This is a genomic window from Halalkalibacter sp. HAAS-P013, from assembly GCF_056619925.1.
This window is the reverse complement of the sequence record NZ_JBWQTU010000018.1, coordinates 1-20904: the sequence shown is the minus strand read 5'-3', so window position 1 is coordinate 20904 and position 20904 is coordinate 1. Positions and strand designations below refer to the sequence as shown.

Genomic DNA, 20904 nt, shown 5'->3' with positions numbered 1-20904 from the left:
ATGGAACGCAACCAACGTAAAGTTTACAGAGGACGTGTTGTTTCTGATAAGATGGATAAGACAATTTCAGTTCTTGTTGAAACTTACAAGAAAGATCGTCTTTATGGAAAACGCGTAAAATACTCTAAAAAGTTTAAAGCACATGATGAAAACAATAGCGCTAAAATTGGTGATATCGTTGAAATCATGGAGACTCGTCCGCTTTCTAAAGACAAACGTTTCCGCTTAGTACAAATTGTAGAAGAAGCGGTTATTATCTAATAGAATATTGGTTTTGAAGGGAGGTAAGTTTGTATGATTCAACAAGAATCCCGTTTAAAAGTTGCAGATAATTCTGGTGCTCGTGAAGTACTTTGTATTAAAGTATTAGGTGGTTCTGGCCGTAAGACGGCTAACATTGGTGATGTTATTGTTTGTACGGTAAAACAAGCAACACCAGGTGGCGTTGTCAAGAAAGGTGACGTCGTTCGTGCAGTAATCGTACGTACAAAGAGCGGTGCTCGTCGTAATGATGGTTCTTACATCAAGTTCGATGAAAATGCTGCAGTAATTATTCGTGATGATAAGAGCCCACGTGGTACTCGTATTTTTGGACCTGTTGCACGTGAACTTCGTGAAAACCAATTCATGAAGATTGTGTCTCTTGCTCCGGAAGTTCTTTAATAGAAGATTATTGAAAGGCCCTGTCAAGGAGGTGCGAACATGGCAAATATGCATGTCAAAAAAGGTGATACTGTTAAGGTCATCTCTGGAAAAGACAAAGGGAAACAAGGTGTAATCCTTGAGGCGTTCCCAAAGAAGAACCGTGTACTTGTTGAAGGTGTAAACATTGTTAAGAAACATGCTAAACCTTCTCAAGATAACCCACAAGGTGGAATCTTGAATCAAGAAGCACCAATTCATTCTTCTAACGTTATGCCTATCGACCCTAAGTCTGGTGAACCTACTCGTGTAGGTCATAAGGTAGAGAACGGTAAAAAGGTACGTATTGCTAAGAAGTCTGGCGAATCTTTAGATAAGTAAGTCAGTGTGTGAAAGGAGGTCAATCGTATGAGTCGATTAAAAGAAAAGTATACAAGTGAAATTGTTCCTTCTCTAGTAGAGAAGTTCAACTATTCATCTGTTATGGGTGTGCCGAAGCTTGAGAAGATCGTTGTTAACATGGGTGTTGGTGACGCAGTATCAAATGCAAAGGCACTTGACAAAGCAGTTGAAGAATTAACTGAAATTACAGGTCAAAAACCTTTAGTTACTAAGGCAAAAAAATCAATTGCAGGATTCAAACTACGTGAAGGTATGCCAATTGGCGCGAAAGTAACACTTCGTGGAGAGCGTATGTATGATTTCCTTGATAAGTTAATTTCTGTATCACTACCACGTGTACGTGACTTCCGCGGTGTTTCTAAAAAAGCATTCGACGGTCGTGGAAACTACACTTTAGGTGTAAAAGAGCAATTGATCTTCCCTGAAATTGATTACGATAAAGTGGATAAAGTTCGTGGTATGGATGTTGTTATCGTAACTACAGCTAACACAGATGAAGAAGCTCGTGAACTATTAACACAAATGGGAATGCCATTTCAAAAATAATCGAAGTCGTTTCGAAGAGGAGGGAAAACGTTGGCGAAGAAATCAATGATTGCAAAGCAAAAACGCACACAGAAGTATAAAGTTCAGGAATATACTCGCTGTGAACGTTGCGGTCGTCCTCATTCAGTATTACGTAAGTTTAAACTTTGCAGAATTTGCTTCAGAGAACTTGCTCACAAAGGGCAAATTCCTGGTGTGAAAAAAGCTAGTTGGTAATCCCAAGAACGGGAAGGAGGTAAATAATATGGTCATGACAGATCCAATTGCAGATATGCTTACTCGCATTCGTAATGCAAACACGGTACACCACGAGAAGCTTGAATTACCTGCTTCTAAGGTGAAGAAAGAAATCGCAGAAATCCTTAAACGTGAAGGTTTCATCCGTGATTTTGAATATGTTGAAGATAACAAGCAAGGTGTAATCCGCATCTTCTTAAAATATGGTGCTACAAATGAGCGTGTAATTACTGGACTTAAGCGTATTAGTAAACCAGGTCTTCGCGTTTATGCGAAAGCTGGAGAGCTTCCACGTGTACTAGGTGGTCTTGGTATCGCATTAGTGTCAACATCAAAAGGCGTAATGACAGACAAGGATGCGCGTCAACAACAAATTGGTGGCGAAGTCTTAGCTTACGTTTGGTAAGACAATCCTTGAATTGAACGGAGGTGCAAAAGAATGTCTCGTATTGGTAAAAAACCAGTAGAAGTCCCTAGTGAAGTTACTATTTCCCTTGATGGAACGTTTTTGACTGTTAAAGGTCCTAAAGGCGAATTGAAGCGTAATCTTCACGAAGATATGAAAATCAATATTGAAGAAAATCAAGTGACGGTTGAGCGTCCTTCTGATAACAAGGAACATCGTGCACTACACGGTACAACTCGTAGCTTAATCAATAACATGGTTGAAGGTGTAACAAAAGGTTTCGAACGTTCACTTGAACTTGTCGGTGTCGGTTACCGTGCTACTAAGTCAGGTCAGAAACTTGTTCTTAACGTTGGTTACTCTCATCCAGTTGAAATCGTTCCTGAGCAAGGAATTGAGGTTGAAGTTCCTTCTAACACGAAAGTAATTGTTAAAGGAATTGATAAGGAACGCGTAGGTGCACTAGCATCTAACATTCGTTCTGTTCGTTTACCTGAGCCTTACAAAGGAAAAGGTATCCGTTATGAAGGCGAATATATTCGTCGTAAAGAAGGTAAGACTGGTAAATAATCACTAACTCACGGAAAGGAATGACGTTCAATGATTACGAAGCGTAATAAAAACGTAGCTCGTAAGAAGCGACATGCACATGTTCGTCGTGCGATTACAGGAACACCTGAACGTCCTCGTCTAAATGTTTTCCGTTCATCTAAACATATTTACGCTCAATTAATTGATGATGTAAATGGTGTTACACTTGCTTCTGCATCTACACTTGATTCAGAGGTAGCTGCAGATGCAACGAAAACAGATGCGGCAAAATTAGTAGGTGAACTCGTTGCGAAACGCGCGATTGAAAATGGACATAAAGTAGTTGTATTTGACCGTGGTGGTTATTTATATCACGGACGTGTTGCAACACTAGCAGATGCAGCTCGCGAAGCTGGCTTGCAATTCTAAGAAAAAAAGGAGGGAAAACGAATGCGTCGTATTGACCCTAATACGTTGGAACTTGAGGAAAAAGTAGTAGCTATCAATCGTGTAGCTAAAGTAGTTAAAGGTGGACGTCGTTTCCGCTTTGCTGCATTAGTTGTTGTTGGCGATAAAAATGGCCACGTTGGATTCGGTATGGGTAAAGCTCAAGAAGTACCAGAAGCAATCCGTAAGGCTGTAGAAGATGCAAAGAAAAATTTAATTGAAGTACCTGTTGTTGGCACAACAATCCCTCATGAGATTGTTGGACATTTTGGTGCAGGACGTGTCCTACTTAAAAATGCTTCAGAAGGTACAGGAATCATCGCTGGTGGACCAGTACGTGCGGTACTAGAGTTAGCTGGTATCGGTGATATTCTTTCAAAATCTCTTGGTTCAAACAACCCGATCAACATGGTTCGTGCAACTATGGAAGGTCTTAAAGGTTTAAAACGTGCTGAAGAGGTTGCTAAACTTCGCGGCAAATCCGTGGAAGAACTGTTAGGATAAGGAGGGAAAGTAAATGGCTAAGAAATTAGAAATTACCCTCACTCGTAGTCTTATCGGGCGCCCGGAAGACCAACGCGTTACTGTGAACACACTTGGTTTGCGTAAGATGCACCAAACAGTAGTTCAACAAGATAACGCTGCGATTCGCGGTATGGTAAACAAGGTATCTCACCTTATAACTGTAAAAGAGATCGAAGCTTAATTGATAATATTTAAATACGAGGAGGTGTCGACATGAAACTTCATGAGTTGAAACCTGCAGAAGGATCACGTAAAGTTCGCAACCGCGTAGGTCGCGGAATCGGTTCTGGTAACGGTAAGACAGCAGGAAAAGGACATAAAGGACAAAACGCTCGTTCGGGCGGTGGAGTACGTCCTGGTTTTGAGGGTGGTCAAAACCCTTTATACCGTCGTCTACCGAAACGTGGGTTCACAAACCCAACTCGTAAGGAGTATACAGTAGTTAACCTTGATACGCTAAACCGCTTTGATGCGGGTACTGAGGTTACACCTGAGCTTCTTATTGAGTCGGGTACAGTGAAAAACGTAAAAGTTGGTATCAAGGTTCTAGGTAATGGAAATCTTGAGAAAAACTTAACTGTTAAAGCACATAAGTTCTCAGCGTCTGCAGTAGAAGCTATCGAAGCTGCTGGCGGTAAAACTGAGGTGATTTAATGTTCCGGACTATCTCCAACATTATGCGCGTGGGTGATTTACGCCAAAAGGTGATTTTCACCCTCCTTATGCTCATTGTCTTTCGTATCGGAAGTTTTATCCCTGTTCCAGGAGCGAACAAGGATGTACTAAATTTTCACGATCAAGCGAATGCATTTGGGTTTTTGAATACGTTTGGTGGTGGAGCTTTAGGGAACTTTTCGATCTTCGCAATGGGTATTATGCCATATATCACTGCATCGATTGTTGTGCAGTTATTACAAATGGATGTCGTACCTAAATTTGCTGAATGGGCGAAAGAAGGGGAAGCTGGTCGACGTAAATTAGCTCAGTTTACCCGTTATGGAACAATCGTGTTAGGTTTTATTCAAGCATTAGGAATGTCTATTGGCTTTAACTCCTTATTTCCAGGTTTAATTCCTAATCCTAGTGTTCCAACTTATTTATTTATCGCTTTAGTGTTAACTGCAGGTACTGCTTTCTTAATGTGGTTAGGTGAGCAGATTACAGCAAAGGGTGTAGGTAACGGGATTTCAATTATTATCTTTGCAGGTATTGCTGCGGGGATCCCTAATGGAGTTAACCAAATCTATGCTACTCAAATTGAAGGTGCTGGGGAGCAACTTTTCCTAAGTATTGTTACCGTCCTTCTTATTGCACTTGCTGTATTAGCGATCATCGTCGTTGTTATCTTCGTTCAACAAGCATTAAGAAAAGTACCAGTGCAATACGCTAAGCGTTTAGTAGGGCGTAGTCCTGTAGGCGGCCAGTCTACACATTTACCGTTAAAGGTAAATGCTGCAGGTGTAATTCCGGTTATCTTTGCACTCTCTTTGTTTATCTTTCCGCCAACCGTTGCTGGTTTCTTTGGAACTGATAATCAGATCGCTGCTTGGGTAACAAGAGTATTTGATTATACTCAACCAATTGGTATGGTCGTTTATGCACTTCTTATCATTGGATTTACGTATTTCTATACGTTTATCCAAGTTAATCCGGAAAAAATGGCTGACAACCTCAAAAAGCAAGGTGGGTATATCCCAGGCATTCGTCCCGGTAAGACTACACAGACTTACTTAACACGTATTTTATATCGATTAACGTTTGTTGGTGCACTCTTTCTTGCTATTGTTTCCATTATTCCTGTATTCTTCACTAGATTGATGGATTTACCACCTGCTGTACAGGTTGGTGGTACTGGATTATTAATCGTTGTTGGTGTAGCATTAGACACGATGAAGCAAATTGAAAGTCAGCTAATTAAACGTTCTTATAAAGGATTTATTAAGTAATAAGGGGATCTGGGAAGTCGTTTTCTTCCCGTTCGCCTTCTGTTGTTAAATCGGAGCGATGGAGGGAGATTGGAATGAATCTAATTTTAATGGGATTACCTGGTGCTGGTAAAGGCACACAAGCTGAGAGAATTGTTAAGGAGTACGGCATTCCCCATATTTCAACGGGCGATATGTTTCGCGCTGCGATTAAGGGTGAAACCGAACTTGGCTTAAAAGCTAAATCTTTCATGGATGCTGGCGAACTTGTACCTGATGAAGTAACAATCGGGATTGTAAGAGATCGTTTAGCAGAAGATGACTGTCAAAATGGTTTCTTGTTAGACGGATTTCCTCGTACAGTTGCTCAAGCAGAAGCGTTAGAAGAGTTACTAGTATCTCTTGGACGTAAGATTGATTATGTCTTAAACGTTGATGTTCCTGAACAGCTTTTAATGGATCGTTTAACTGGACGTCGTGTTTCTCCTACTTCTGGTAGAACATATCATGTCATTTTCAATCCACCTAAAGTGGAAGGGATTTGTGATGTTGACGGAAAAGAATTAGTTCAACGTGATGATGATAAGCCAGAAACAGTGAAAAAGCGTCTTGAAGTAAACCAAAAGCAAGCAAAGCCTTTAGTAGATTTCTACACAGAAAAAGGCTACCTGCGTGATATAAATGGTGATCAAGATATAGATAAAGTATTTGAAGATATTGATCAGCTGTTGAAAGGACTTCATGCATGATCATTTGTAAGACGGATAGAGAAATTGAAATCATGCGCGAAGCCGGTAAAATTGTTGCTTTAACGCATCAAGCGTTAAAAGAACATATTCAGCCTGGCATATCTACAAAAGAGTTGGATGAGATTGCTGAAAAGTTGGTTCGTTCTCACGGAGCAACTCCCTCATTCAAAGGTTATAATGGGTTTACAGGCAGCATCTGTGCTTCGGTAAATGAGGAACTAGTACACGGTATTCCTGGAAAGAGAGTGCTTAAAGATGGAGATGTCATTAGCATTGACATCGGAGCTTATTATAATGGTTATCACGGAGATTCAGCATGGACATATGCAGTAGGCGAGATTTCTAAAAAAGATCAAGAATTGCTTGATGTTACAGAAACGTCCCTTTTTAAAGGTTTGGAGTTTGCTAAACCAGGGAATCGCTTATCAGATATCTCACATGCGATTCAAACGTATGCAGAACCATTAGGATATTCGATCGTTCGTGAGTATGTTGGACACGGTGTTGGGCAAGACTTGCATGAGGACCCTCAAATTCCTCATTACGGTCCGCCAGGCAAAGGTCCAAGACTTAAACCAGGAATGGTTTTGGCTATTGAACCGATGATTAATGCTGGTACACGGTATGTACGTACTCTTTCTGATAACTGGACAGTTGTGACAGTTGATGGAAAGAATTGTGCACACTTTGAGCATACAATTGCTATTACGGAGTCAGGTTTTGAAATCTTAACGAAAGCTTAAATGTAGGTGATGATGTCTATGCAAGACTCTGGTTCTTCTCCGGAGATTGGTCAAATTGTTCTGATTACAAAAGGCCGTGATCAAGGTCAATTAGGGATTATAGTTGAACTAATTGATGATCGCTTTGTGAAAATCGCTGATGGTGATAGAAGAAAAGTTGACCGAATGAAGAAAAAGAACATGAATCACCTAGAGTTATTAGATTACATTGCTGATGAAGTGAAGAGCAGCTTTGTTGAAACAGGACGTGTTACTAATGGAAAATTACGTTACGCTATAACGAATTTCTTAGAGCATCATTCTGATTTACTGAAGGAAGGAGAGTGAGCCCATGGCTAAAGAAGATGTTATTGAGGTAGAAGGTACAGTTATTGAACCTCTTCCAAATGCAATGTTTCGTGTTGAATTAGAAAATGGTCATAAGATTCTTGCCCACGTTTCTGGAAAGATTCGTATGCATTTCATTCGAATTCTTCCTGGTGATAAGGTGACTGTTGAACTTTCTCCTTATGACTTAACACGTGGACGAATCACATATCGATACAAATAATACGTTGCGAGAGCGACTAGCATGATAATCTTTGATTGTCCTGCTTTAATCTGATTAGTTGTAATCAGAGGACTCCGTACCATATAGGAGGTAAAAAAAATGAAGGTAAGACCATCAGTCAAGCCTATTTGTGAAAAGTGTAAAGTTATCCGTCGTAAGGGGACGGTAATGGTTATTTGTGAAAACCCTAAGCATAAGCAAAAACAAGGCTAAATAACAAGGAGGTGCTGCACATGGCACGTGTTGCAGGCGTCGATATTCCTCGTGACAAACGCGTAGTAATTTCACTTACGTATGTTTTCGGGATCGGCAAAGCTAAGTCGTCTGAAATTCTAGCGAAAGCAGGTGTATCTGAAGATACTCGCGTTCGTGATCTAACAGAAGAAGAATTAGGACGCATTCGTGAAGCAGTTGAAAGCTATAGAGTAGAAGGTGACCTTCGTCGTGAAGTTTCACTTAATATTAAACGTCTAATTGAAATTGGTTCATACCGTGGTATCCGCCACCGTCGTGGTTTACCTGTTCGTGGACAAAATTCTAAAAACAATGCTCGTACGCGTAAAGGTCCTCGTCGTACAGTAGCAAATAAGAAAAAGTAGTAAAGGAGGTCGCATAAAAAATGGCTAAGAAAACGAATACTCGTCCAAAGCGTCGTCAACGTAAAAATGTTGAAACTGGAGTTGCTCACATTCGTTCAACTTTCAACAATACGATCGTGACAATTACAGATACGCATGGTAATACAATTTCTTGGGCTAGTGCTGGTGGATTAGGATTCAAAGGTTCTCGTAAGTCAACTCCATTCGCTGCTCAAATGGCAGCTGAAACTGCTGGTAAAACAGCAATGGAGCATGGCATGAAAACTATCGAGGTTTCTGTTAAGGGACCTGGTGCTGGTCGTGAAGCGGCAATCCGTTCTTTACAAGCTGTTGGACTTGAAGTTAACATGATCAAAGATGTTACTCCTGTTCCTCACAACGGTTGTCGCCCACCAAAACGTCGCAGAGTATAACGGAAAAAATCTTTGTATAGATTTTCCTGGCTTTGTCAATACTGGATAGAGCGATAACAGTCCTGTTGGCAAAATTGGTGTAAGCTTAGGAATTGCCTGCTGGTTATCCGGTAAGGCAATCCTTGCAGTCTACCGGAGTTCGACGTTTTGAAGGAGGGTTTGTTTAATGATAGAAATTGAGAAGCCAAATATTGAAGCGGTTGAAGTAAGTGAAGACGCAAAGTATGGGAAGTTTGTGATAGAACCATTAGAACGTGGGTATGGTACTACGCTAGGTAACTCCTTACGTCGTATTCTTCTCTCCTCTTTACCAGGCGCTGCTGTAACATCTGTTCAAATTGATTCTGTATTACATGAGTTCTCTACAATCGAAGGTGTTGTAGAAGATGTAACGACAATCATTTTGAACCTAAAGAAGCTTGCTCTTAAAATCTATTCTGATGAAGAGAAGACCCTTGAAATCGACATCCAAGGTGAGGGTGTTGTAACAGCAAATGATTTAACACACGACAGCGATGTTGAAGTTCTGAATCCTGATCTTCACATTGCAACTCTTGCAAAAGGCGCTCATCTTCGTATGCGACTTATTGCAAAGCGTGGTCGTGGTTATGTTCTTGCTGAGGGCAATAAGAATGATGATCAACCAATTGGAGTTCTTCCTATTGATTCGATTTACACACCAGTTTCACGTGTGAATTATCAAGTTGAGAATACACGCGTCGGTCAAGTAACCAACTATGACAAACTAACTCTTGATGTCTGGACTGACGGAAGCATCCGTCCTGAAGAAGCTGTTTCTTTAGGTGCTAAGATCTTAACTGAGCATTTAAACATTTTTGTTGGAATGACGGACCAAGCACAAAATGCTGAAATTATGGTTGAAAAAGAAGAAGATCAGAAAGAGAAAGTTCTTGAAATGACAATTGAAGAACTTGATCTATCGGTTCGTTCTTACAACTGTTTAAAGCGTGCGGGGATTAATACGGTTCAAGAATTAACTCATAAGTCTGAAGAAGACATGATGAAGGTTCGTAATCTTGGTCGTAAGTCATTAGAAGAAGTTCAAGAGAAGCTTGGAGAGCTAGGACTCGGTCTTCGTAAAGAAGAATAGTACTACCCCTCAACTTTTCTATTACGTTTTATATAGTGTTGTTCGAGTAATCGAGCAGGTAACAAAGGAGGGAAACGAACATGGCATACGCAAAATTAGGTCGTGATAGCGCTGGTCGTAAGGCTCTATTCCGTGATTTAGCAACTGATCTTATCATTAACGAGCGTATCGAAACAACTGAAGCGAAAGCAAAAGAGCTTCGTTCAATCGTTGAGAAAATGATTACACTTGGAAAGCGTGGAGATTTACACGCACGTCGTCAAGCTGCTGCTTTTATCCGTAGAGAAGTAGCAAATGAAGAGACTGGCGAAGACGCAATCCAAAAACTTTTCTCTGATATTGCAACTCGTTATGAAGAGCGTCAAGGTGGTTATACACGTATCCTTAAAATGGGTCCTCGTCGTGGTGACGGTGCACCTATGGTTATTATCGAGCTTGTATAATTGAATTGATACATGAGTGAATAGATGAGGCGACAAAGGGCAAATCAGATCTGAGCACGTATGCTCTGACTCTGGGCCCTTTTTTGTTTGCCCATTTTTCTAAGAGGGTGAAGATGTGTCCGCTTTAATTTCTTTAGACAAAGTCACTTTTCAGTATGAAAATGCCGGTGATTACGCGTTAATCGATCTTACTGTCAGTATTGAAGCTAATGAATGGGTTGCTATACTTGGCCGGAATGGGTCAGGTAAATCAACGTTTGGTCGCCTTCTAAACGGATTGCACTTACCTACTAAAGGTACGGTAATGGTCTCTGGAATGTCTACTAAAAACGAAAGTGACATTTGGTCCATTCGTAGTGTAGTAGGGATGGTTTTTCAAAACCCCGATCATCAATTCGTAGCCACGACTGTAAGAGATGACTTAGCATTTGGATTAGAAAACTTAGGTGTCAAACGTGAAATCATGGAAGAGAGAATTACAAAGTACGCCTCATTAATCGGAATCTCTCATCTTCTTGAATCTGAACCACATCGTTTATCTGGTGGTCAAAAACAGAGAGTTGCCATTGCTGGGATTATGGCTATGGAGCCAGAAGTAATTGTCTTTGATGAAGCCACTTCCATGCTTGATCCGATTGGTAGAAAAGAAGTGATGGATACGATTCAAATGTTGCATCAAAGAGGGGTTACGATTATATCGATTACGCACGACATGGATGAAGCCGTGCTTGCTAGTCGGTTGCTTCTTTTTCATGAAGGAAGGCTGGCATTAGAAGGGCGCCCAGAAGAGTTGTTTTCTCAAAAAGAGAGAATATCAGAGTTAGGGTTATCTCTTCCTTTTTCGGTTGAATTGCAGCATAAGCTTGAAGAAGAAGGAATTACATTACGTAATACTTGCCTGAGTGAAAGTGAGCTGATGAATGAGTTATGGACATTGTATTCAACAAAGTAGAATATCGCTATATGGAAGGGACACCCTTTGAGAAGGTAGCGCTCAAAGATTTTTCTATAACCATTCCGTCAGGCTCTTTTACCGCTGTAATCGGTCATACCGGCTCTGGTAAGTCAACGTTTATTCAACATATTAATGGATTGCTACGTCCTAGTGCTGGCTCAGTTAAGGTAGGTAACTATGAGTTGATAGCTGGCGAGAAGAAAGTAGATTTAAGAGGCTTGAGGAAACGGGTAGGATTAGTTTTTCAATACCCAGAGCATCAGCTATTTGAAGAAACGGTAGAAAAAGATATTTGCTTTGGTCCTATTAACTTTGGGTTACCTAAAGAGAAGGCAATCAGACGGGCGAAGGATCTTCTTCCGCTCGTTGGTCTTAAAGAAGACATTCTATCAACCTCTCCCTTTCAATTAAGCGGTGGTCAGATGCGCAGAGTTGCGATAGCGGGAGTGCTAGCTGTTCAACCAGCGGTGCTTGTGTTAGATGAACCTGCTGCCAGTCTTGACCCAGAGGGGCGGGATCAAATGATGAAGCTGTTTTATGACTATCATAAAACAAACGAAACGACGACAGTTCTTGTCACTCATCATATGGAGGATGCGGCTAAGTATGCAGATCAAATTATTGTGCTTCATAATGGTTCCATTGAAATGGTTGGGGGGCGAGAACTTATTTTTGAACAGGCGGCAAGATTGCATGAAATAGGACTCGACCTGCCTAAGTCTGTCCGTTTTCTACAAAGCATAAAAGAGAAGTTTGGCTTAGATGAGGTACCTATGCATTTTGATACAAAAGGTACTTCACATTTCTTAGGAAATTTATTTAAGCATAAAGGGGAGTAGATCAATGTTACAAAATGTCATCATTGGACAATATGTATCTACTTCTTCGATCTTACATCGTCTAGACCCACGGTCAAAGTTAATTAGTGTTTTTTTATTAGTTCTCATTATATTTCTTGCGAATAATTGGCTAACAAATACATTAATTATTTTATTTACAATTGGTATGGTAACTTTATCACGTGTACCACTTTCGTTTATTTATAAAGGGATTCGGCCAATTCTTTGGCTAGTTTTGTTCACTTTTATTCTTCATCTTTTTTTAACAAGAGAAGGAGAAGTGCTCTTTAGATTAGGTTTTTTTACTCTTTATGAGGAAGCGCTGCGACAAGGGGTTACAATTGCTATTCGTTTAATAACGATTATCTTGCTTACTTCACTCGTAACTCTGACAACAAGGCCGATTGATCTTACAGATGGGCTTGAAAGCTTATTTAGCCCATTAAAGAAAATTCGTCTACCTGCGCATGAGCTAGCTCTAATGATGTCAATAGCTTTACGATTTATCCCAACCTTTATGCAGGAAACGGAAAAAATTATGAAGGCTCAGATGGCAAGGGGTGTCGATTTCACATCGGGTCCTATTGGACAACGGATTAAGGCCTTACTGCCGCTATTAGTTCCTTTATTTATTAGTGCCTTTAACCGAGCAGAGGACTTAGCTCTTGCTATGGAGTCACGTGGCTATCGTGGAGGCGAGGGGCGTACCAAATATAGATTACTTCTTTGGAAGTGGAGAGATACAATTGCATTTCTTTTTTGTGTTAGCTTTGGTACAGTAATCATTTTATTACGTTTCATATGAAAGGGAGGATGAAGGTGAAGCGAGTTGCTTTATGGGTCACATACGAAGGTACGAACTTTTCAGGTTATCAAGTTCAGCCTAATAGTCGAACCGTCCAGGAAGAAATAGAGAGGGCAGTTTCTCGAATTCATAAAGGCGAGCAGATCCGCATCCATTCATCTGGCCGCACAGACACTGGGGTGCATGCAAGAGGACAGGTTGTTCATTTTGATTCAACATTAGCCATCCCTGCTGCTCGTTGGCCTAAAGCGTTAAATGCTTGTCTTCCGGCTGATATCCGTGTGATAGAAGCTAGTTATGTCGCTTCGGACTTTCATTCTCGCTATCATGCAGTAAAAAAGGAATATCGCTATCGTGTTTTACTTGGGCAAGAAGGCGATGTGTTCAGACGGAATGTAACTCACCATGTGCCGTATCAGGTCTCGGTATCTCGTATGAAAGATGCGGCTCAAACGCTTATTGGAAAGCATGATTTTTCGTCTTTTTGTGCCGCTAATACGAGTGTGGTAGACAAAGTGCGGACATTATTTGCTATTTCCATTGAGAAAGAGCATGATGAGCTCGTTTTTAAGTTGGTTGGAAGTGGTTTTTTGTACAACATGGTTCGAATAATTGTGGGAACTTTGTTAGAAGTTGGTGCAGGCAAACGAGAAGTGAACGAACTTGCTTCAATTCTTGCTGCAAAAGATCGAACAATTGCAGGAAAGACAGCTCCTGGAACTGGACTATTTCTTTGGAAAGTATCCTACGCAGAGCATATTTTTAGTGAAATATATTAGGCTTATAAAAAAAATCATATAACAACGATGCCTAGTGTAACATTTTGTTGACATTGGGTTTTGAATATTATATGATGTTAGATGGTAATTCCAAAACCCACTAGCCCCGGGTTCGGAATGTTACATTAGACATTGGTTTTAACATTTTAGATTTTATTTTTGAAAATACGAAAGTGATCGTTTCTTTAGGAGGGAAATACATGCGTACAACATATATGGCAAAGCCAAACGAAGTTGAGCGTAAGTGGTATGTAGTAGACGCTGAAGGTCAAACGCTTGGTCGTTTAGCTTCAGAAGTTGCTTCTATCCTACGTGGTAAGAACAAACCAACTTTTACTCCTCACGTTGACACTGGTGATCATGTAATCATCATTAACGCTGAGAAAATTGAACTAACAGGTAACAAATTAAATGACAAGATTTACTACCGTCATACAAATCACCCTGGTGGTTTAAAAGCAACGAAAGCAGCTGATATGCGTGCTAACAAGCCAGAGCGCATGCTTGAGCTTGCTATCAAAGGAATGCTTCCAAAGAACACTCTTGGACGCGCACAAGGCATGAAACTTCATGTATATGCAGGACCAGAACACAAACATCAAGCTCAAAAACCAGAAGCTTATACGCTTCGTGGTTAATCGATAGGAGGGTATTATTTTGGCACAAGTACAATATTATGGTACAGGTCGCCGTAAGCACTCTGTTGCTCGCGTACGCCTATTACCAGGTGATGGCCGTATCGTTATTAACGGTCGCGAATTAGATGAATACTTCAATCTTGAAACTTTAAAGCTTATTGTTAAACAACCACTTGTTGAGGTTGGCGTAGAAGGTCAATACGACGTTCACGTTAATGTAGATGGTGGTGGTTACACAGGACAAGCGGGTGCTATCCGTCATGGTGTTGCTCGTGCTCTACTTCAAGTAGATCCTGACAACCGTCCTGCTCTTAAAACTGCAGGTTTCTTAACTCGTGATGCACGTGCGAAAGAGCGTAAGAAATACGGTCTTAAAGCAGCACGTCGTGCACCTCAGTTCTCAAAACGTTAATATATCTACGTTTCAAGGCTCTCAAGCTATTTGCTTGGGGGTCTTTTTTGTACTTGCTTTTCCTTGCGCAAGTAGGATAAATATCATTCTACATAACATATTAACTCATCAGAAATATTTTATTCGATAAGCTGACTCATTATGTCTGAGGAATTTGACCAAATGGAAATGCAATGTGTTTCTTTCGATAAAGGAAGAGGATGATTTATTGGCAACTAGACAGAGACTTCATTGAATTAATGATTTTAAATTATCAAACACTTGGACAATATCGACAGTATTTCCACTGCATGCTCCTAGTTTCTCCTTCTCATACTAATTAGAAAGAAAATGAAATGAAAGGAGCGGAGGATAATGACCGTAACTTTGCTTTCAGAAAAACGAAGGGAAAAGCAATGGAAATTTGAACGAAGTGTACTTCGAAGTCTTTCTTTGAAGAAGCTTCAAGCAAATGTTAAAGAGCATTTTAAGAATGTTGTTCCTTTTCATTTTCTTTCCCACCCTTTTTTATTAGATCCATGTATGGATATGGCTATTGATGCTTACTTATTAGGAGCTGAATATGGAAAGTTTGGTTATTTAGGTGAATCCATTGCAGACGTGAAGCAAAGATGTGATGAAGATGTTACAGAAATAACCCATTGTATTTTTAATCTTCTCCAAGGATGGTTAATTGAATCTGATTATTTGCTTGATTCCTTACAGGTTGCCACTGAAGCCTTTGTTGATCATTGGTGGACAAAAGGTTTTATTGAAGGGGAGAAAAGATACCGCTTGAGGTTGCATTAATAAATGATTTTTTCTAAATAACATACTTGCTATTACATTAAGAGGAATACAAAAAAGGGAAAAACATGAGGCCGCTGAAAAACTTCTTAAATGTTACTCAAGGAAGCGGCAATGGCTACACACGTTGCACGCCTGCTACGAGAAACCCACTCATAGCAGGCTTAAAAAAATTGCAACGGTTTCGCTCATTGCATAGAGGGCACTGAAAAAGGGAAAACCGCCTTTTTTAGTGCCCTCGAAAACATCTCCTTTTTGTATTCCTCTTTCATATTCTGCTCCTTGTCCCAATATATATAAATGGACGAGGAGGGATGATAGTGAATTTGATAAAGTGGTTAAAAGGTGGGGCATTTGCTCTAGGTGTAGTTAGTTTGTTATTTATTATTCAATATCAATTTGTAAGTAATGATTCATGGTCTACTTGGAACTTACCGTTATCAGGTAAAATAATAGTAGTTGATCCAGGGCATGGAGGAATTGATGGCGGGGCTGTTTCAAAAAGTGGAATTCTTGAAAAGGATGTTACGTTATTAATAAGTGAGCAGCTTAGAGACTATTTACAAGAAGCAGGAGCGCTTGTATTGATGACGAGAGAAGATGATCATGATTTAGCGAATGCAGAAACAAAAAAGGTAAGACAAAGGAAAAATGAAGATTTAAGACGGCGTGCAGAAATTGTAAATGATTCAGATGCTGATATGTTTGTAAGTCTTCATTTAAATGCTATTCCTTCGCCTAGATGGAGTGGCGCACAGACGTTCTACAACCGAGCGATTCCAGAAAATGAGCGTCTAGCTAAACTCGTCCAAGATGAAGTCATTCGTAATTTAGAAAATACGACAAGACAAGCTAAGCCGATTCATAACGTTTATTTAATAAAACAAGCATCTATTCCTGGTGTTTTGATTGAAGCTGGTTTTTTATCGAATCCAACGGAAGCAGAGTTATTAAATACAGAGGAATATCAACAGAAGGTAGCAGCATCGATTTATCAGGGGATCTTACGTTACTATACAGATGAAAAAGTTCCAAAATAAACTATGTGGAACCGGATTCACGTTCTTCTTTACTCCTGTGATATACTAGGGATATAACTGGAAAAAGGAAGGTGTCCGTATTGGTAACAGAAGCAGTAGTCATCGAAGCATTAAAACGAGTAAAAGATCGAGACTTAAATAAAAATCTTGTCGAAACGGGTGGCGTCCGTGAAATAAAGATAAAGGAAGGCAATGTCAGCTTGAAAATTGCCTTAGCAAAAACAGGAACTGCTGAACAAATGGAAGTACAGCAAGAGATCGTTAATGTTGTAAAGGGGGAAGGGGCTACTTCAGTAGGTCTTAGATTTGAAGAGCTATCAGATGAGGAGCTTCAAAAGTTAGGGGGCGTGAATGAACCTGCTTTTCAAGGTCCTCAAATTTTAGCGCCTAGTAGCAAAACAACATTTATTGCCGTAACAAGCGGAAAAGGCGGAGTAGGAAAATCGACCGTTTCAGTAAACCTAGCTACGACCCTTGCCCGTTTAGGTAAAAAAGTAGGAATCATAGATGCTGATATTTACGGGTTTAGTGTACCTGATATGATGGGAATTGAGGAGCGTCCGAAAGTTATAGCCGATCGAATCTATCCCGTTGAGCGTTTCGATGTAAAAGTCATTTCAATGGGATTCTTTGTTGAAGATAATGCTCCTGTTATCTGGAGAGGTCCAATGCTTGGAAAGATGTTAAATCAATTCTTCACGGAAGTAGAATGGGGAGATCTGGATTATTTAGTATTAGACTTGCCGCCTGGAACAGGTGATGTAGCATTAGACCTTCATACGATGCTTCCGCATTCAAAAGAGATACTTGTAACTACTCCTCATGCTACAGCGGCATTTGTTGCTGCACGGGCAGGAACAATGGCGATTAAAACACATCATGAAATCTTAGGTGTTGTTGAAAATATGGCTTACTTTGAAAGCCGTGTAACAGGTGAAAAAGAGTATGTTTTTGGTACGGGTGGAGGCGAAAGGCTAACAGAGGAATTAAAGACTGATTTATTAGGACAAATTCCTTTAGGCCAGCCAGAGATTAATAAAGATGACTTTGCTCCATCAGTCTATGCTGCGGATCATCCAATTGGACAAATTTATGAACAGATTTCTAAAAGAGTTATTGAAAAAACAAGCTAACAAAAAAAACTCATTGTAAGGCCACTGAAAAAGGTACGGTTTTTACCTTTTTTCAGTGGCCTCCTCATTGGGCTTTTTTTGTTGAGTTAGCAAGTTAGGTTGTGGAATTATGTTGAAAGAGGGTAATGTGTAACTCTGAAGCTAGTTACCCCCCCCCGCCACCACCTTCTCCACCGCCTTCAGCAGGCTGGTCTTGTTTTTCCATTTGTTGCTCGGCGACTCTTGTGAGTATTTCGTTTATCTTCGCTGTAAAATAAGGGCTCTCAAAAGACTCTGACATGATAGCCATAACTTGTGTGCGATATTCCTTTGATTTCATTGTTTCTAAAAAGGCATCTTCCATTTCTGGGTCTTGTAGCACGGTAATCATCATAGCTTGATATTCTGGATCTTTCATCAAACTCTTAAGCATTTTTTCATTTTCCGTTTGCATGCTTTCTGCGAATGTTTGAGCAAATTCAGGATCTTTCATCACTTCTTGCCAAAATGATTTACCTTCCTCAGACGTAAGAGTTGTTTGTATTGTTTCTTTTACGAAATCTGTATCCATGACGATTTCTTTTTTTACTTCTTCATCTGATAAAACTTCTTGTACTGCTTTTTTTCCTTCATCAGTTTGCAGCATATCAACCATCATTTTTTTTGTGGTGTCGTAATCAGGATTGTTATTACCGCCGCTATTGTCTGCTGCTGCGCAACTAGCTAGAGTAATAAGAAGGAAACTAATAACAATTACAGATAAAGTTTGTCTCATGCTGTGCGGCTCCTTTCGGTCATTTTGTCATTAATTTGAGATATTTGTCTTGTAATTATTCATGACAATTAGAGAAGTTCTAGCATTTTTTTTAGGAGATTGTTACAATCATGTAAGCATAATTGAATAATGGGGGATTTGTCTGTGAACAGTCGAAAAGTTGTTTACTTGTTTTTTTCCACTCTTTTAGTTGGTAGCATTAGTGGTGCGATTGTTGGATTTATATTGGATTTCCACGTATATACAGAAGGTTCGTTTTTGAATTTATTTTTTGGGTTACTATGGTTACTTGGTATTTGTGCCGCGTTTAGTTTAATTAGTCAAATGGGCTTCTTTGCATATTTAACGGTTCACCGATTTGGTCTTGCATTATTTAAATCACAGAAGCTATGGAATTATGTACAAATGATTCTTGTTGGTTTTGTTGTTTTTGATTTAATTTATTTCAGGTACATTGCGTTTGCTGAACCAGGTGAAACGATCTTTCATTACATGATCATGCCAATCTTGTTACTCATCTACGGACTTCTGATTGCTTATTTAAAGGCCAAAGATACAAACCAAGGTGCGTTTATCCCTGCCTTATTCTTTATTGTTGTCGTTACTTCAATTGAATGGGTTCCAGCATTAACGGTAAATGATCCTAAATGGTTATGGCTTTATTTTACTCCTTTAATTACAGCGAATACATGGCAACTCTTAACCCTACATCGTTTGACAAAAAAAGAAAATTAGTAGAATTTAATCGAAAGAGGGCACTCTGTCTTTATACAGGGTGCCCTCTTTGTTATTTGATTTCTTCGTTTTCTGATATTGTACTTGCAATTAAATCTTCAACTGTCGTGAAAGAAAATCCTTTGCCTCGAAGTTGATCAATGACAATAGGTAGAGCCTTATGCGTTTGTTTGACAGAATCAGAAGCATGAAACAAAATGACGTCTCCAGAACTTGTTTCAGGTACGACTGCATTTACAATTGCATCAACACCAGGGTTTTGGTAGTCTTTTGAGTTAACACTCCAGTGAACAACGCTATAGCCTTGTTTATCAGCCAAGCTTAATACACGCTTGTCAAATGAACCATTCGGAGGACGTAAAAGCGTAGGTTTATCCCCGATAAGTTCAGATAAAATTTGAGTACTCTGATTGATATCTTTTCTTATCTTTTCATCATCCCAACTTGTATAGTCTTTATATTGATAACCGTGACTCCCAACAGTGTGGCCTCTTTCTTTAATCTCTTTTACAACATCAGGATAGCGCTCTGCCCAGGAAGCAGAAACAAAAAAGTTTGCATGATCTACTTCTTTTTGGTCTAGAATGTCTAAAATCGGACCAATACGATTTTCTCCCCAACTTATGTTAAACGTTAACGCTACCTGTTTGTCATTAGTCTCAGCCTTATAAAAAGCTTGCGGTCCATCTGGGGTAGAGAAGACGGTTATTTGGGAACGTTCTACAAAAAGTAAACCAGCCGTAAAAAAGGCAGCGATGATAATTAGTGATAATTGCTTAATTCGTTTGGCATGAAAGATCCAAAAGAAATTCATTTCTTACCCTCCTTGTCCATTGTTATGACCAATCTATGGTGTAAACATAGAAGATATGAATAAAATTGGAACAAATTGAAAATAATTTAAAAGAGTTTTTGAGAGAAGAACTGGAGATCATCATGTAGAAAGATTTTTGTAGTTGTTAGTCACAATAGTCGAGGTGGTTTTGTTGTTAGGGGTTATTTTAAACGAAAAAGAGGTACAAGAAGTAGAATATATGTTAAAAAGAGAAATGGAAGAGTTACTATTAGACCTATCTGATCCGCGGATTGATGATGTAGTAAAACGTGCAATGGAGGAAAAGTACCAGATTGTTTTTAAAATCTATAAACGATTCGTACCTCCTAAGGAAACCATGAAATATGTTCTAAACAAACGCAGCACACAGTAATTTGTGTGCTGGTTCTTATTGTTACGGGTTAGAAATAATACAAAAAGGTGTGACTGTTTAGTTTTTAAATTAATTTTCGATTTAGTGTTGACTTCATTGTAGGCAGGATGGTATATTATTTCTTGCCGCAAATAGTTCTTAAAAAGTGGTGTTGACCAATAAAACTGTTTGTGTTATAGTAAAACAGGTCGCTAATGACCGACAATTAGTTCTTTGAAAACTGAACAAAAGCCAAGCGAAATAGAGATACATGATATCTCGTCAATTTTTCTCATCGTTTTTATTAAAACGATGAAGTATCGTTAGCGATACATTTTGAGCTAATCAGCTTGCCATTTTTATGGAGAGTTTGATCCTGGCTCAGGACGAACGCTGGCGGCGTGCCTAATACATGCAAGTCGAGCGGACATCATAAGAGCTTGCTCTTATGATGTTAGCGGCGGACGGGTGAGTAACACGTGGGCAACCTGCCCTGTAGATCGGGATAACACCGAGAAATCGGTGCTAATACCGGGTAATAGATTGAACGCGCATGCGTTTACTCTCAAAGA

Annotated in this window: 34 protein-coding genes and 1 rRNA gene; 33 read left to right on the top strand and 2 right to left on the bottom strand. The window is 39.7% G+C overall.

Going from position 1 to position 20904, the window contains the following annotated elements; genetic code table 11:
* The 30 genes from rpsQ to AC1FXP_RS19975 all read left to right on the top strand — a co-directional run bounded on the left by rpsQ (position 1) and on the right by AC1FXP_RS19975 (position 17656).
* Positions 1-261, top strand: coding sequence for a 30S ribosomal protein S17 (gene rpsQ, locus AC1FXP_RS20120; RefSeq protein ID WP_480063771.1), 261 nt, complete (start codon positions 1-3; stop codon positions 259-261).
* Between the two features lie 33 nt (positions 262-294).
* Positions 295-663: a 50S ribosomal protein L14 gene (rplN, locus tag AC1FXP_RS20115; protein WP_332696606.1), complete on the top strand. Its 369-nt coding sequence runs from the start codon at positions 295-297 to the stop codon at positions 661-663.
* 48 nt (positions 664-711) lie between these two features.
* A complete protein-coding gene (gene rplX, locus AC1FXP_RS20110; RefSeq protein WP_250097988.1) occupies positions 712-1023 on the top strand; it encodes a 50S ribosomal protein L24 in 312 nt (103 codons plus the stop codon).
* 27 nt (positions 1024-1050) lie between these two features.
* Positions 1051-1590, top strand: coding sequence for a 50S ribosomal protein L5 (rplE, locus tag AC1FXP_RS20105; RefSeq protein ID WP_480063770.1), 540 nt, complete (start codon positions 1051-1053; stop codon positions 1588-1590).
* Between the two features lie 30 nt (positions 1591-1620).
* Entirely contained in the window at positions 1621-1806 is a 186-nt protein-coding gene (locus AC1FXP_RS20100; RefSeq protein WP_012957149.1) for a type Z 30S ribosomal protein S14, read from the top strand.
* A 28-nt stretch (positions 1807-1834) separates the two neighbouring features.
* Positions 1835-2233, top strand: coding sequence for a 30S ribosomal protein S8 (rpsH, locus tag AC1FXP_RS20095; protein ID WP_480063769.1), 399 nt, complete (start codon positions 1835-1837; stop codon positions 2231-2233).
* 33 nt (positions 2234-2266) lie between these two features.
* Positions 2267-2803 carry a 50S ribosomal protein L6 gene (gene rplF, locus AC1FXP_RS20090; RefSeq protein WP_480063768.1) on the top strand — a complete coding sequence of 179 codons (537 nt, stop codon included), beginning with the start codon at positions 2267-2269 and terminating at the stop codon, positions 2801-2803.
* Between the two features lie 30 nt (positions 2804-2833).
* Positions 2834-3193 carry a 50S ribosomal protein L18 gene (rplR, locus tag AC1FXP_RS20085; RefSeq protein ID WP_315616205.1) on the top strand — a complete coding sequence of 120 codons (360 nt, stop codon included), beginning with the start codon at positions 2834-2836 and terminating at the stop codon, positions 3191-3193.
* Positions 3194-3214: 21 nt separating this feature from the next.
* Positions 3215-3715: a 30S ribosomal protein S5 gene (gene rpsE / locus AC1FXP_RS20080; protein ID WP_480063767.1), complete on the top strand. Its 501-nt coding sequence runs from the start codon at positions 3215-3217 to the stop codon at positions 3713-3715.
* 13 nt (positions 3716-3728) lie between these two features.
* Complete coding sequence (rpmD, locus tag AC1FXP_RS20075; RefSeq protein ID WP_480063766.1) at positions 3729-3917, top strand: 50S ribosomal protein L30; 189 nt, start codon at positions 3729-3731, stop codon at positions 3915-3917.
* 32 nt (positions 3918-3949) lie between these two features.
* Entirely contained in the window at positions 3950-4390 is a 441-nt protein-coding gene (rplO, locus tag AC1FXP_RS20070; protein WP_332632884.1) for a 50S ribosomal protein L15, read from the top strand.
* Positions 4390-5682, top strand: coding sequence for a preprotein translocase subunit SecY (secY, locus tag AC1FXP_RS20065; protein WP_480063765.1), 1293 nt, complete (start codon positions 4390-4392; stop codon positions 5680-5682). The genes rplO and secY overlap by 1 nt, the downstream gene beginning before the upstream one ends.
* Positions 5683-5756: 74 nt before the next feature.
* On the top strand, positions 5757-6410 hold the full coding sequence (locus tag AC1FXP_RS20060; RefSeq protein WP_480063764.1) for an adenylate kinase: 654 nt from the start codon (positions 5757-5759) through the stop codon (positions 6408-6410).
* On the top strand, positions 6407-7153 hold the full coding sequence (gene map, locus AC1FXP_RS20055) for a type I methionyl aminopeptidase (protein ID WP_480063763.1): 747 nt from the start codon (positions 6407-6409) through the stop codon (positions 7151-7153). The genes AC1FXP_RS20060 and map overlap by 4 nt, the downstream gene beginning before the upstream one ends.
* An 18-nt stretch (positions 7154-7171) precedes the next feature.
* The gene (locus AC1FXP_RS20050; RefSeq protein WP_480063762.1) at positions 7172-7480 is read left to right on the top strand and encodes a KOW motif-containing protein; all 309 of its coding nucleotides are present in this window, start codon (positions 7172-7174) and stop codon (positions 7478-7480) included.
* 4 nt (positions 7481-7484) lie between these two features.
* A complete protein-coding gene (gene infA / locus AC1FXP_RS20045; RefSeq protein WP_010896341.1) occupies positions 7485-7703 on the top strand; it encodes a translation initiation factor IF-1 in 219 nt (72 codons plus the stop codon).
* Between the two features lie 99 nt (positions 7704-7802).
* Entirely contained in the window at positions 7803-7916 is a 114-nt protein-coding gene (rpmJ, locus tag AC1FXP_RS20040; protein WP_003322638.1) for a 50S ribosomal protein L36, read from the top strand.
* 20 nt (positions 7917-7936) lie between these two features.
* The gene (gene rpsM, locus AC1FXP_RS20035; RefSeq protein WP_480063761.1) at positions 7937-8302 is read left to right on the top strand and encodes a 30S ribosomal protein S13; all 366 of its coding nucleotides are present in this window, start codon (positions 7937-7939) and stop codon (positions 8300-8302) included.
* 20 nt (positions 8303-8322) lie between these two features.
* Positions 8323-8715 carry a 30S ribosomal protein S11 gene (gene rpsK, locus AC1FXP_RS20030; protein ID WP_480063760.1) on the top strand — a complete coding sequence of 131 codons (393 nt, stop codon included), beginning with the start codon at positions 8323-8325 and terminating at the stop codon, positions 8713-8715.
* 166 nt (positions 8716-8881) lie between these two features.
* The gene (locus AC1FXP_RS20025) at positions 8882-9826 is read left to right on the top strand and encodes a DNA-directed RNA polymerase subunit alpha (RefSeq protein ID WP_034631457.1); all 945 of its coding nucleotides are present in this window, start codon (positions 8882-8884) and stop codon (positions 9824-9826) included.
* Between the two features lie 80 nt (positions 9827-9906).
* Complete coding sequence (gene rplQ, locus AC1FXP_RS20020; protein ID WP_034631456.1) at positions 9907-10269, top strand: 50S ribosomal protein L17; 363 nt, start codon at positions 9907-9909, stop codon at positions 10267-10269.
* Between the two features lie 115 nt (positions 10270-10384).
* Positions 10385-11221, top strand: coding sequence for an energy-coupling factor transporter ATPase (locus AC1FXP_RS20015; protein ID WP_480063759.1), 837 nt, complete (start codon positions 10385-10387; stop codon positions 11219-11221).
* The gene (locus AC1FXP_RS20010) at positions 11197-12063 is read left to right on the top strand and encodes an energy-coupling factor transporter ATPase (protein WP_480063758.1); all 867 of its coding nucleotides are present in this window, start codon (positions 11197-11199) and stop codon (positions 12061-12063) included. The genes AC1FXP_RS20015 and AC1FXP_RS20010 overlap by 25 nt, the downstream gene beginning before the upstream one ends.
* A 4-nt stretch (positions 12064-12067) precedes the next feature.
* On the top strand, positions 12068-12868 hold the full coding sequence (locus tag AC1FXP_RS20005; RefSeq protein WP_480063757.1) for an energy-coupling factor transporter transmembrane component T family protein: 801 nt from the start codon (positions 12068-12070) through the stop codon (positions 12866-12868).
* 14 nt (positions 12869-12882) lie between these two features.
* A complete protein-coding gene (gene truA / locus AC1FXP_RS20000; protein ID WP_480063756.1) occupies positions 12883-13647 on the top strand; it encodes a tRNA pseudouridine(38-40) synthase TruA in 765 nt (254 codons plus the stop codon).
* A 200-nt stretch (positions 13648-13847) separates the two neighbouring features.
* A complete protein-coding gene (gene rplM / locus AC1FXP_RS19995; protein WP_034631444.1) occupies positions 13848-14285 on the top strand; it encodes a 50S ribosomal protein L13 in 438 nt (145 codons plus the stop codon).
* 19 nt (positions 14286-14304) lie between these two features.
* On the top strand, positions 14305-14697 hold the full coding sequence (rpsI, locus tag AC1FXP_RS19990) for a 30S ribosomal protein S9 (RefSeq protein ID WP_034631441.1): 393 nt from the start codon (positions 14305-14307) through the stop codon (positions 14695-14697).
* A gap of 354 nt (positions 14698-15051) precedes the next feature.
* Positions 15052-15486: a YbaK family protein gene (locus AC1FXP_RS19985; protein ID WP_480063755.1), complete on the top strand. Its 435-nt coding sequence runs from the start codon at positions 15052-15054 to the stop codon at positions 15484-15486.
* Between the two features lie 311 nt (positions 15487-15797).
* A complete protein-coding gene (gene cwlD, locus AC1FXP_RS19980) occupies positions 15798-16523 on the top strand; it encodes an N-acetylmuramoyl-L-alanine amidase CwlD (protein ID WP_480063754.1) in 726 nt (241 codons plus the stop codon).
* A gap of 80 nt (positions 16524-16603) precedes the next feature.
* A complete protein-coding gene (locus tag AC1FXP_RS19975) occupies positions 16604-17656 on the top strand; it encodes an Mrp/NBP35 family ATP-binding protein (RefSeq protein WP_480063753.1) in 1053 nt (350 codons plus the stop codon).
* 145 nt (positions 17657-17801) lie between these two features.
* On the opposite strand, the gene gerD is transcribed toward AC1FXP_RS19975, so the two are convergent.
* The gene (gerD, locus tag AC1FXP_RS19970; protein ID WP_480063752.1) at positions 17802-18410 is read right to left on the bottom strand and encodes a spore germination lipoprotein GerD; all 609 of its coding nucleotides are present in this window, start codon (positions 18408-18410) and stop codon (positions 17802-17804) included.
* Positions 18411-18554: 144 nt separating this feature from the next.
* Here gerD and AC1FXP_RS19965 point away from each other — a divergent pair, with 144 nt between their 5' ends.
* Entirely contained in the window at positions 18555-19145 is a 591-nt protein-coding gene (locus tag AC1FXP_RS19965) for a KinB-signaling pathway activation protein (protein WP_480063751.1), read from the top strand.
* 52 nt (positions 19146-19197) lie between these two features.
* On the opposite strand, the gene pdaB is transcribed toward AC1FXP_RS19965, so the two are convergent.
* On the bottom strand, positions 19198-19959 hold the full coding sequence (gene pdaB / locus AC1FXP_RS19960; protein WP_480063750.1) for a polysaccharide deacetylase family sporulation protein PdaB: 762 nt from the start codon (positions 19957-19959) through the stop codon (positions 19198-19200).
* Between the two features lie 172 nt (positions 19960-20131).
* Between pdaB and AC1FXP_RS19955 the strand changes: the two genes are divergently transcribed.
* Positions 20132-20353 (top strand): hypothetical protein, encoded by a 222-nt coding sequence (locus AC1FXP_RS19955; RefSeq protein ID WP_250097930.1) that lies wholly within the window; start codon positions 20132-20134, stop codon positions 20351-20353.
* Between the two features lie 337 nt (positions 20354-20690).
* Positions 20691-20904, top strand: a 16S ribosomal RNA gene (locus AC1FXP_RS19950); the annotation flags it as partial.

Coding starts and splice junctions, on each gene's coding strand:
- rpsQ (WP_480063771.1), top strand. CDS start 1: ATGGAACGCAACCAACGTAAAGTTTACAGAGGACGTGTTGTTTCTGAT.
- rplN (WP_332696606.1), top strand. CDS start 295: ATGATTCAACAAGAATCCCGTTTAAAAGTTGCAGATAATTCTGGTGCT.
- rplX (WP_250097988.1), top strand. CDS start 712: ATGCATGTCAAAAAAGGTGATACTGTTAAGGTCATCTCTGGAAAAGAC.
- rplE (WP_480063770.1), top strand. CDS start 1,051: ATGAGTCGATTAAAAGAAAAGTATACAAGTGAAATTGTTCCTTCTCTA.
- rpsH (WP_480063769.1), top strand. CDS start 1,835: ATGGTCATGACAGATCCAATTGCAGATATGCTTACTCGCATTCGTAAT.
- rplF (WP_480063768.1), top strand. CDS start 2,267: ATGTCTCGTATTGGTAAAAAACCAGTAGAAGTCCCTAGTGAAGTTACT.
- rplR (WP_315616205.1), top strand. CDS start 2,834: ATGATTACGAAGCGTAATAAAAACGTAGCTCGTAAGAAGCGACATGCA.
- rpsE (WP_480063767.1), top strand. CDS start 3,215: ATGCGTCGTATTGACCCTAATACGTTGGAACTTGAGGAAAAAGTAGTA.
- rpmD (WP_480063766.1), top strand. CDS start 3,729: ATGGCTAAGAAATTAGAAATTACCCTCACTCGTAGTCTTATCGGGCGC.
- rplO (WP_332632884.1), top strand. CDS start 3,950: ATGAAACTTCATGAGTTGAAACCTGCAGAAGGATCACGTAAAGTTCGC.
- secY (WP_480063765.1), top strand. CDS start 4,390: ATGTTCCGGACTATCTCCAACATTATGCGCGTGGGTGATTTACGCCAA.
- AC1FXP_RS20060 (WP_480063764.1), top strand. CDS start 5,757: ATGAATCTAATTTTAATGGGATTACCTGGTGCTGGTAAAGGCACACAA.
- map (WP_480063763.1), top strand. CDS start 6,407: ATGATCATTTGTAAGACGGATAGAGAAATTGAAATCATGCGCGAAGCC.
- AC1FXP_RS20050 (WP_480063762.1), top strand. CDS start 7,172: ATGCAAGACTCTGGTTCTTCTCCGGAGATTGGTCAAATTGTTCTGATT.
- infA (WP_010896341.1), top strand. CDS start 7,485: ATGGCTAAAGAAGATGTTATTGAGGTAGAAGGTACAGTTATTGAACCT.
- rpmJ (WP_003322638.1), top strand. CDS start 7,803: ATGAAGGTAAGACCATCAGTCAAGCCTATTTGTGAAAAGTGTAAAGTT.
- rpsM (WP_480063761.1), top strand. CDS start 7,937: ATGGCACGTGTTGCAGGCGTCGATATTCCTCGTGACAAACGCGTAGTA.
- rpsK (WP_480063760.1), top strand. CDS start 8,323: ATGGCTAAGAAAACGAATACTCGTCCAAAGCGTCGTCAACGTAAAAAT.
- AC1FXP_RS20025 (WP_034631457.1), top strand. CDS start 8,882: ATGATAGAAATTGAGAAGCCAAATATTGAAGCGGTTGAAGTAAGTGAA.
- rplQ (WP_034631456.1), top strand. CDS start 9,907: ATGGCATACGCAAAATTAGGTCGTGATAGCGCTGGTCGTAAGGCTCTA.
- AC1FXP_RS20010 (WP_480063758.1), top strand. CDS start 11,197: ATGGACATTGTATTCAACAAAGTAGAATATCGCTATATGGAAGGGACA.
- AC1FXP_RS20005 (WP_480063757.1), top strand. CDS start 12,068: ATGTTACAAAATGTCATCATTGGACAATATGTATCTACTTCTTCGATC.
- rplM (WP_034631444.1), top strand. CDS start 13,848: ATGCGTACAACATATATGGCAAAGCCAAACGAAGTTGAGCGTAAGTGG.
- AC1FXP_RS19985 (WP_480063755.1), top strand. CDS start 15,052: ATGACCGTAACTTTGCTTTCAGAAAAACGAAGGGAAAAGCAATGGAAA.
- cwlD (WP_480063754.1), top strand. CDS start 15,798: ATGATAGTGAATTTGATAAAGTGGTTAAAAGGTGGGGCATTTGCTCTA.
- gerD (WP_480063752.1), bottom strand. CDS start 18,410: ATGAGACAAACTTTATCTGTAATTGTTATTAGTTTCCTTCTTATTACT.
- pdaB (WP_480063750.1), bottom strand. CDS start 19,959: ATGAATTTCTTTTGGATCTTTCATGCCAAACGAATTAAGCAATTATCA.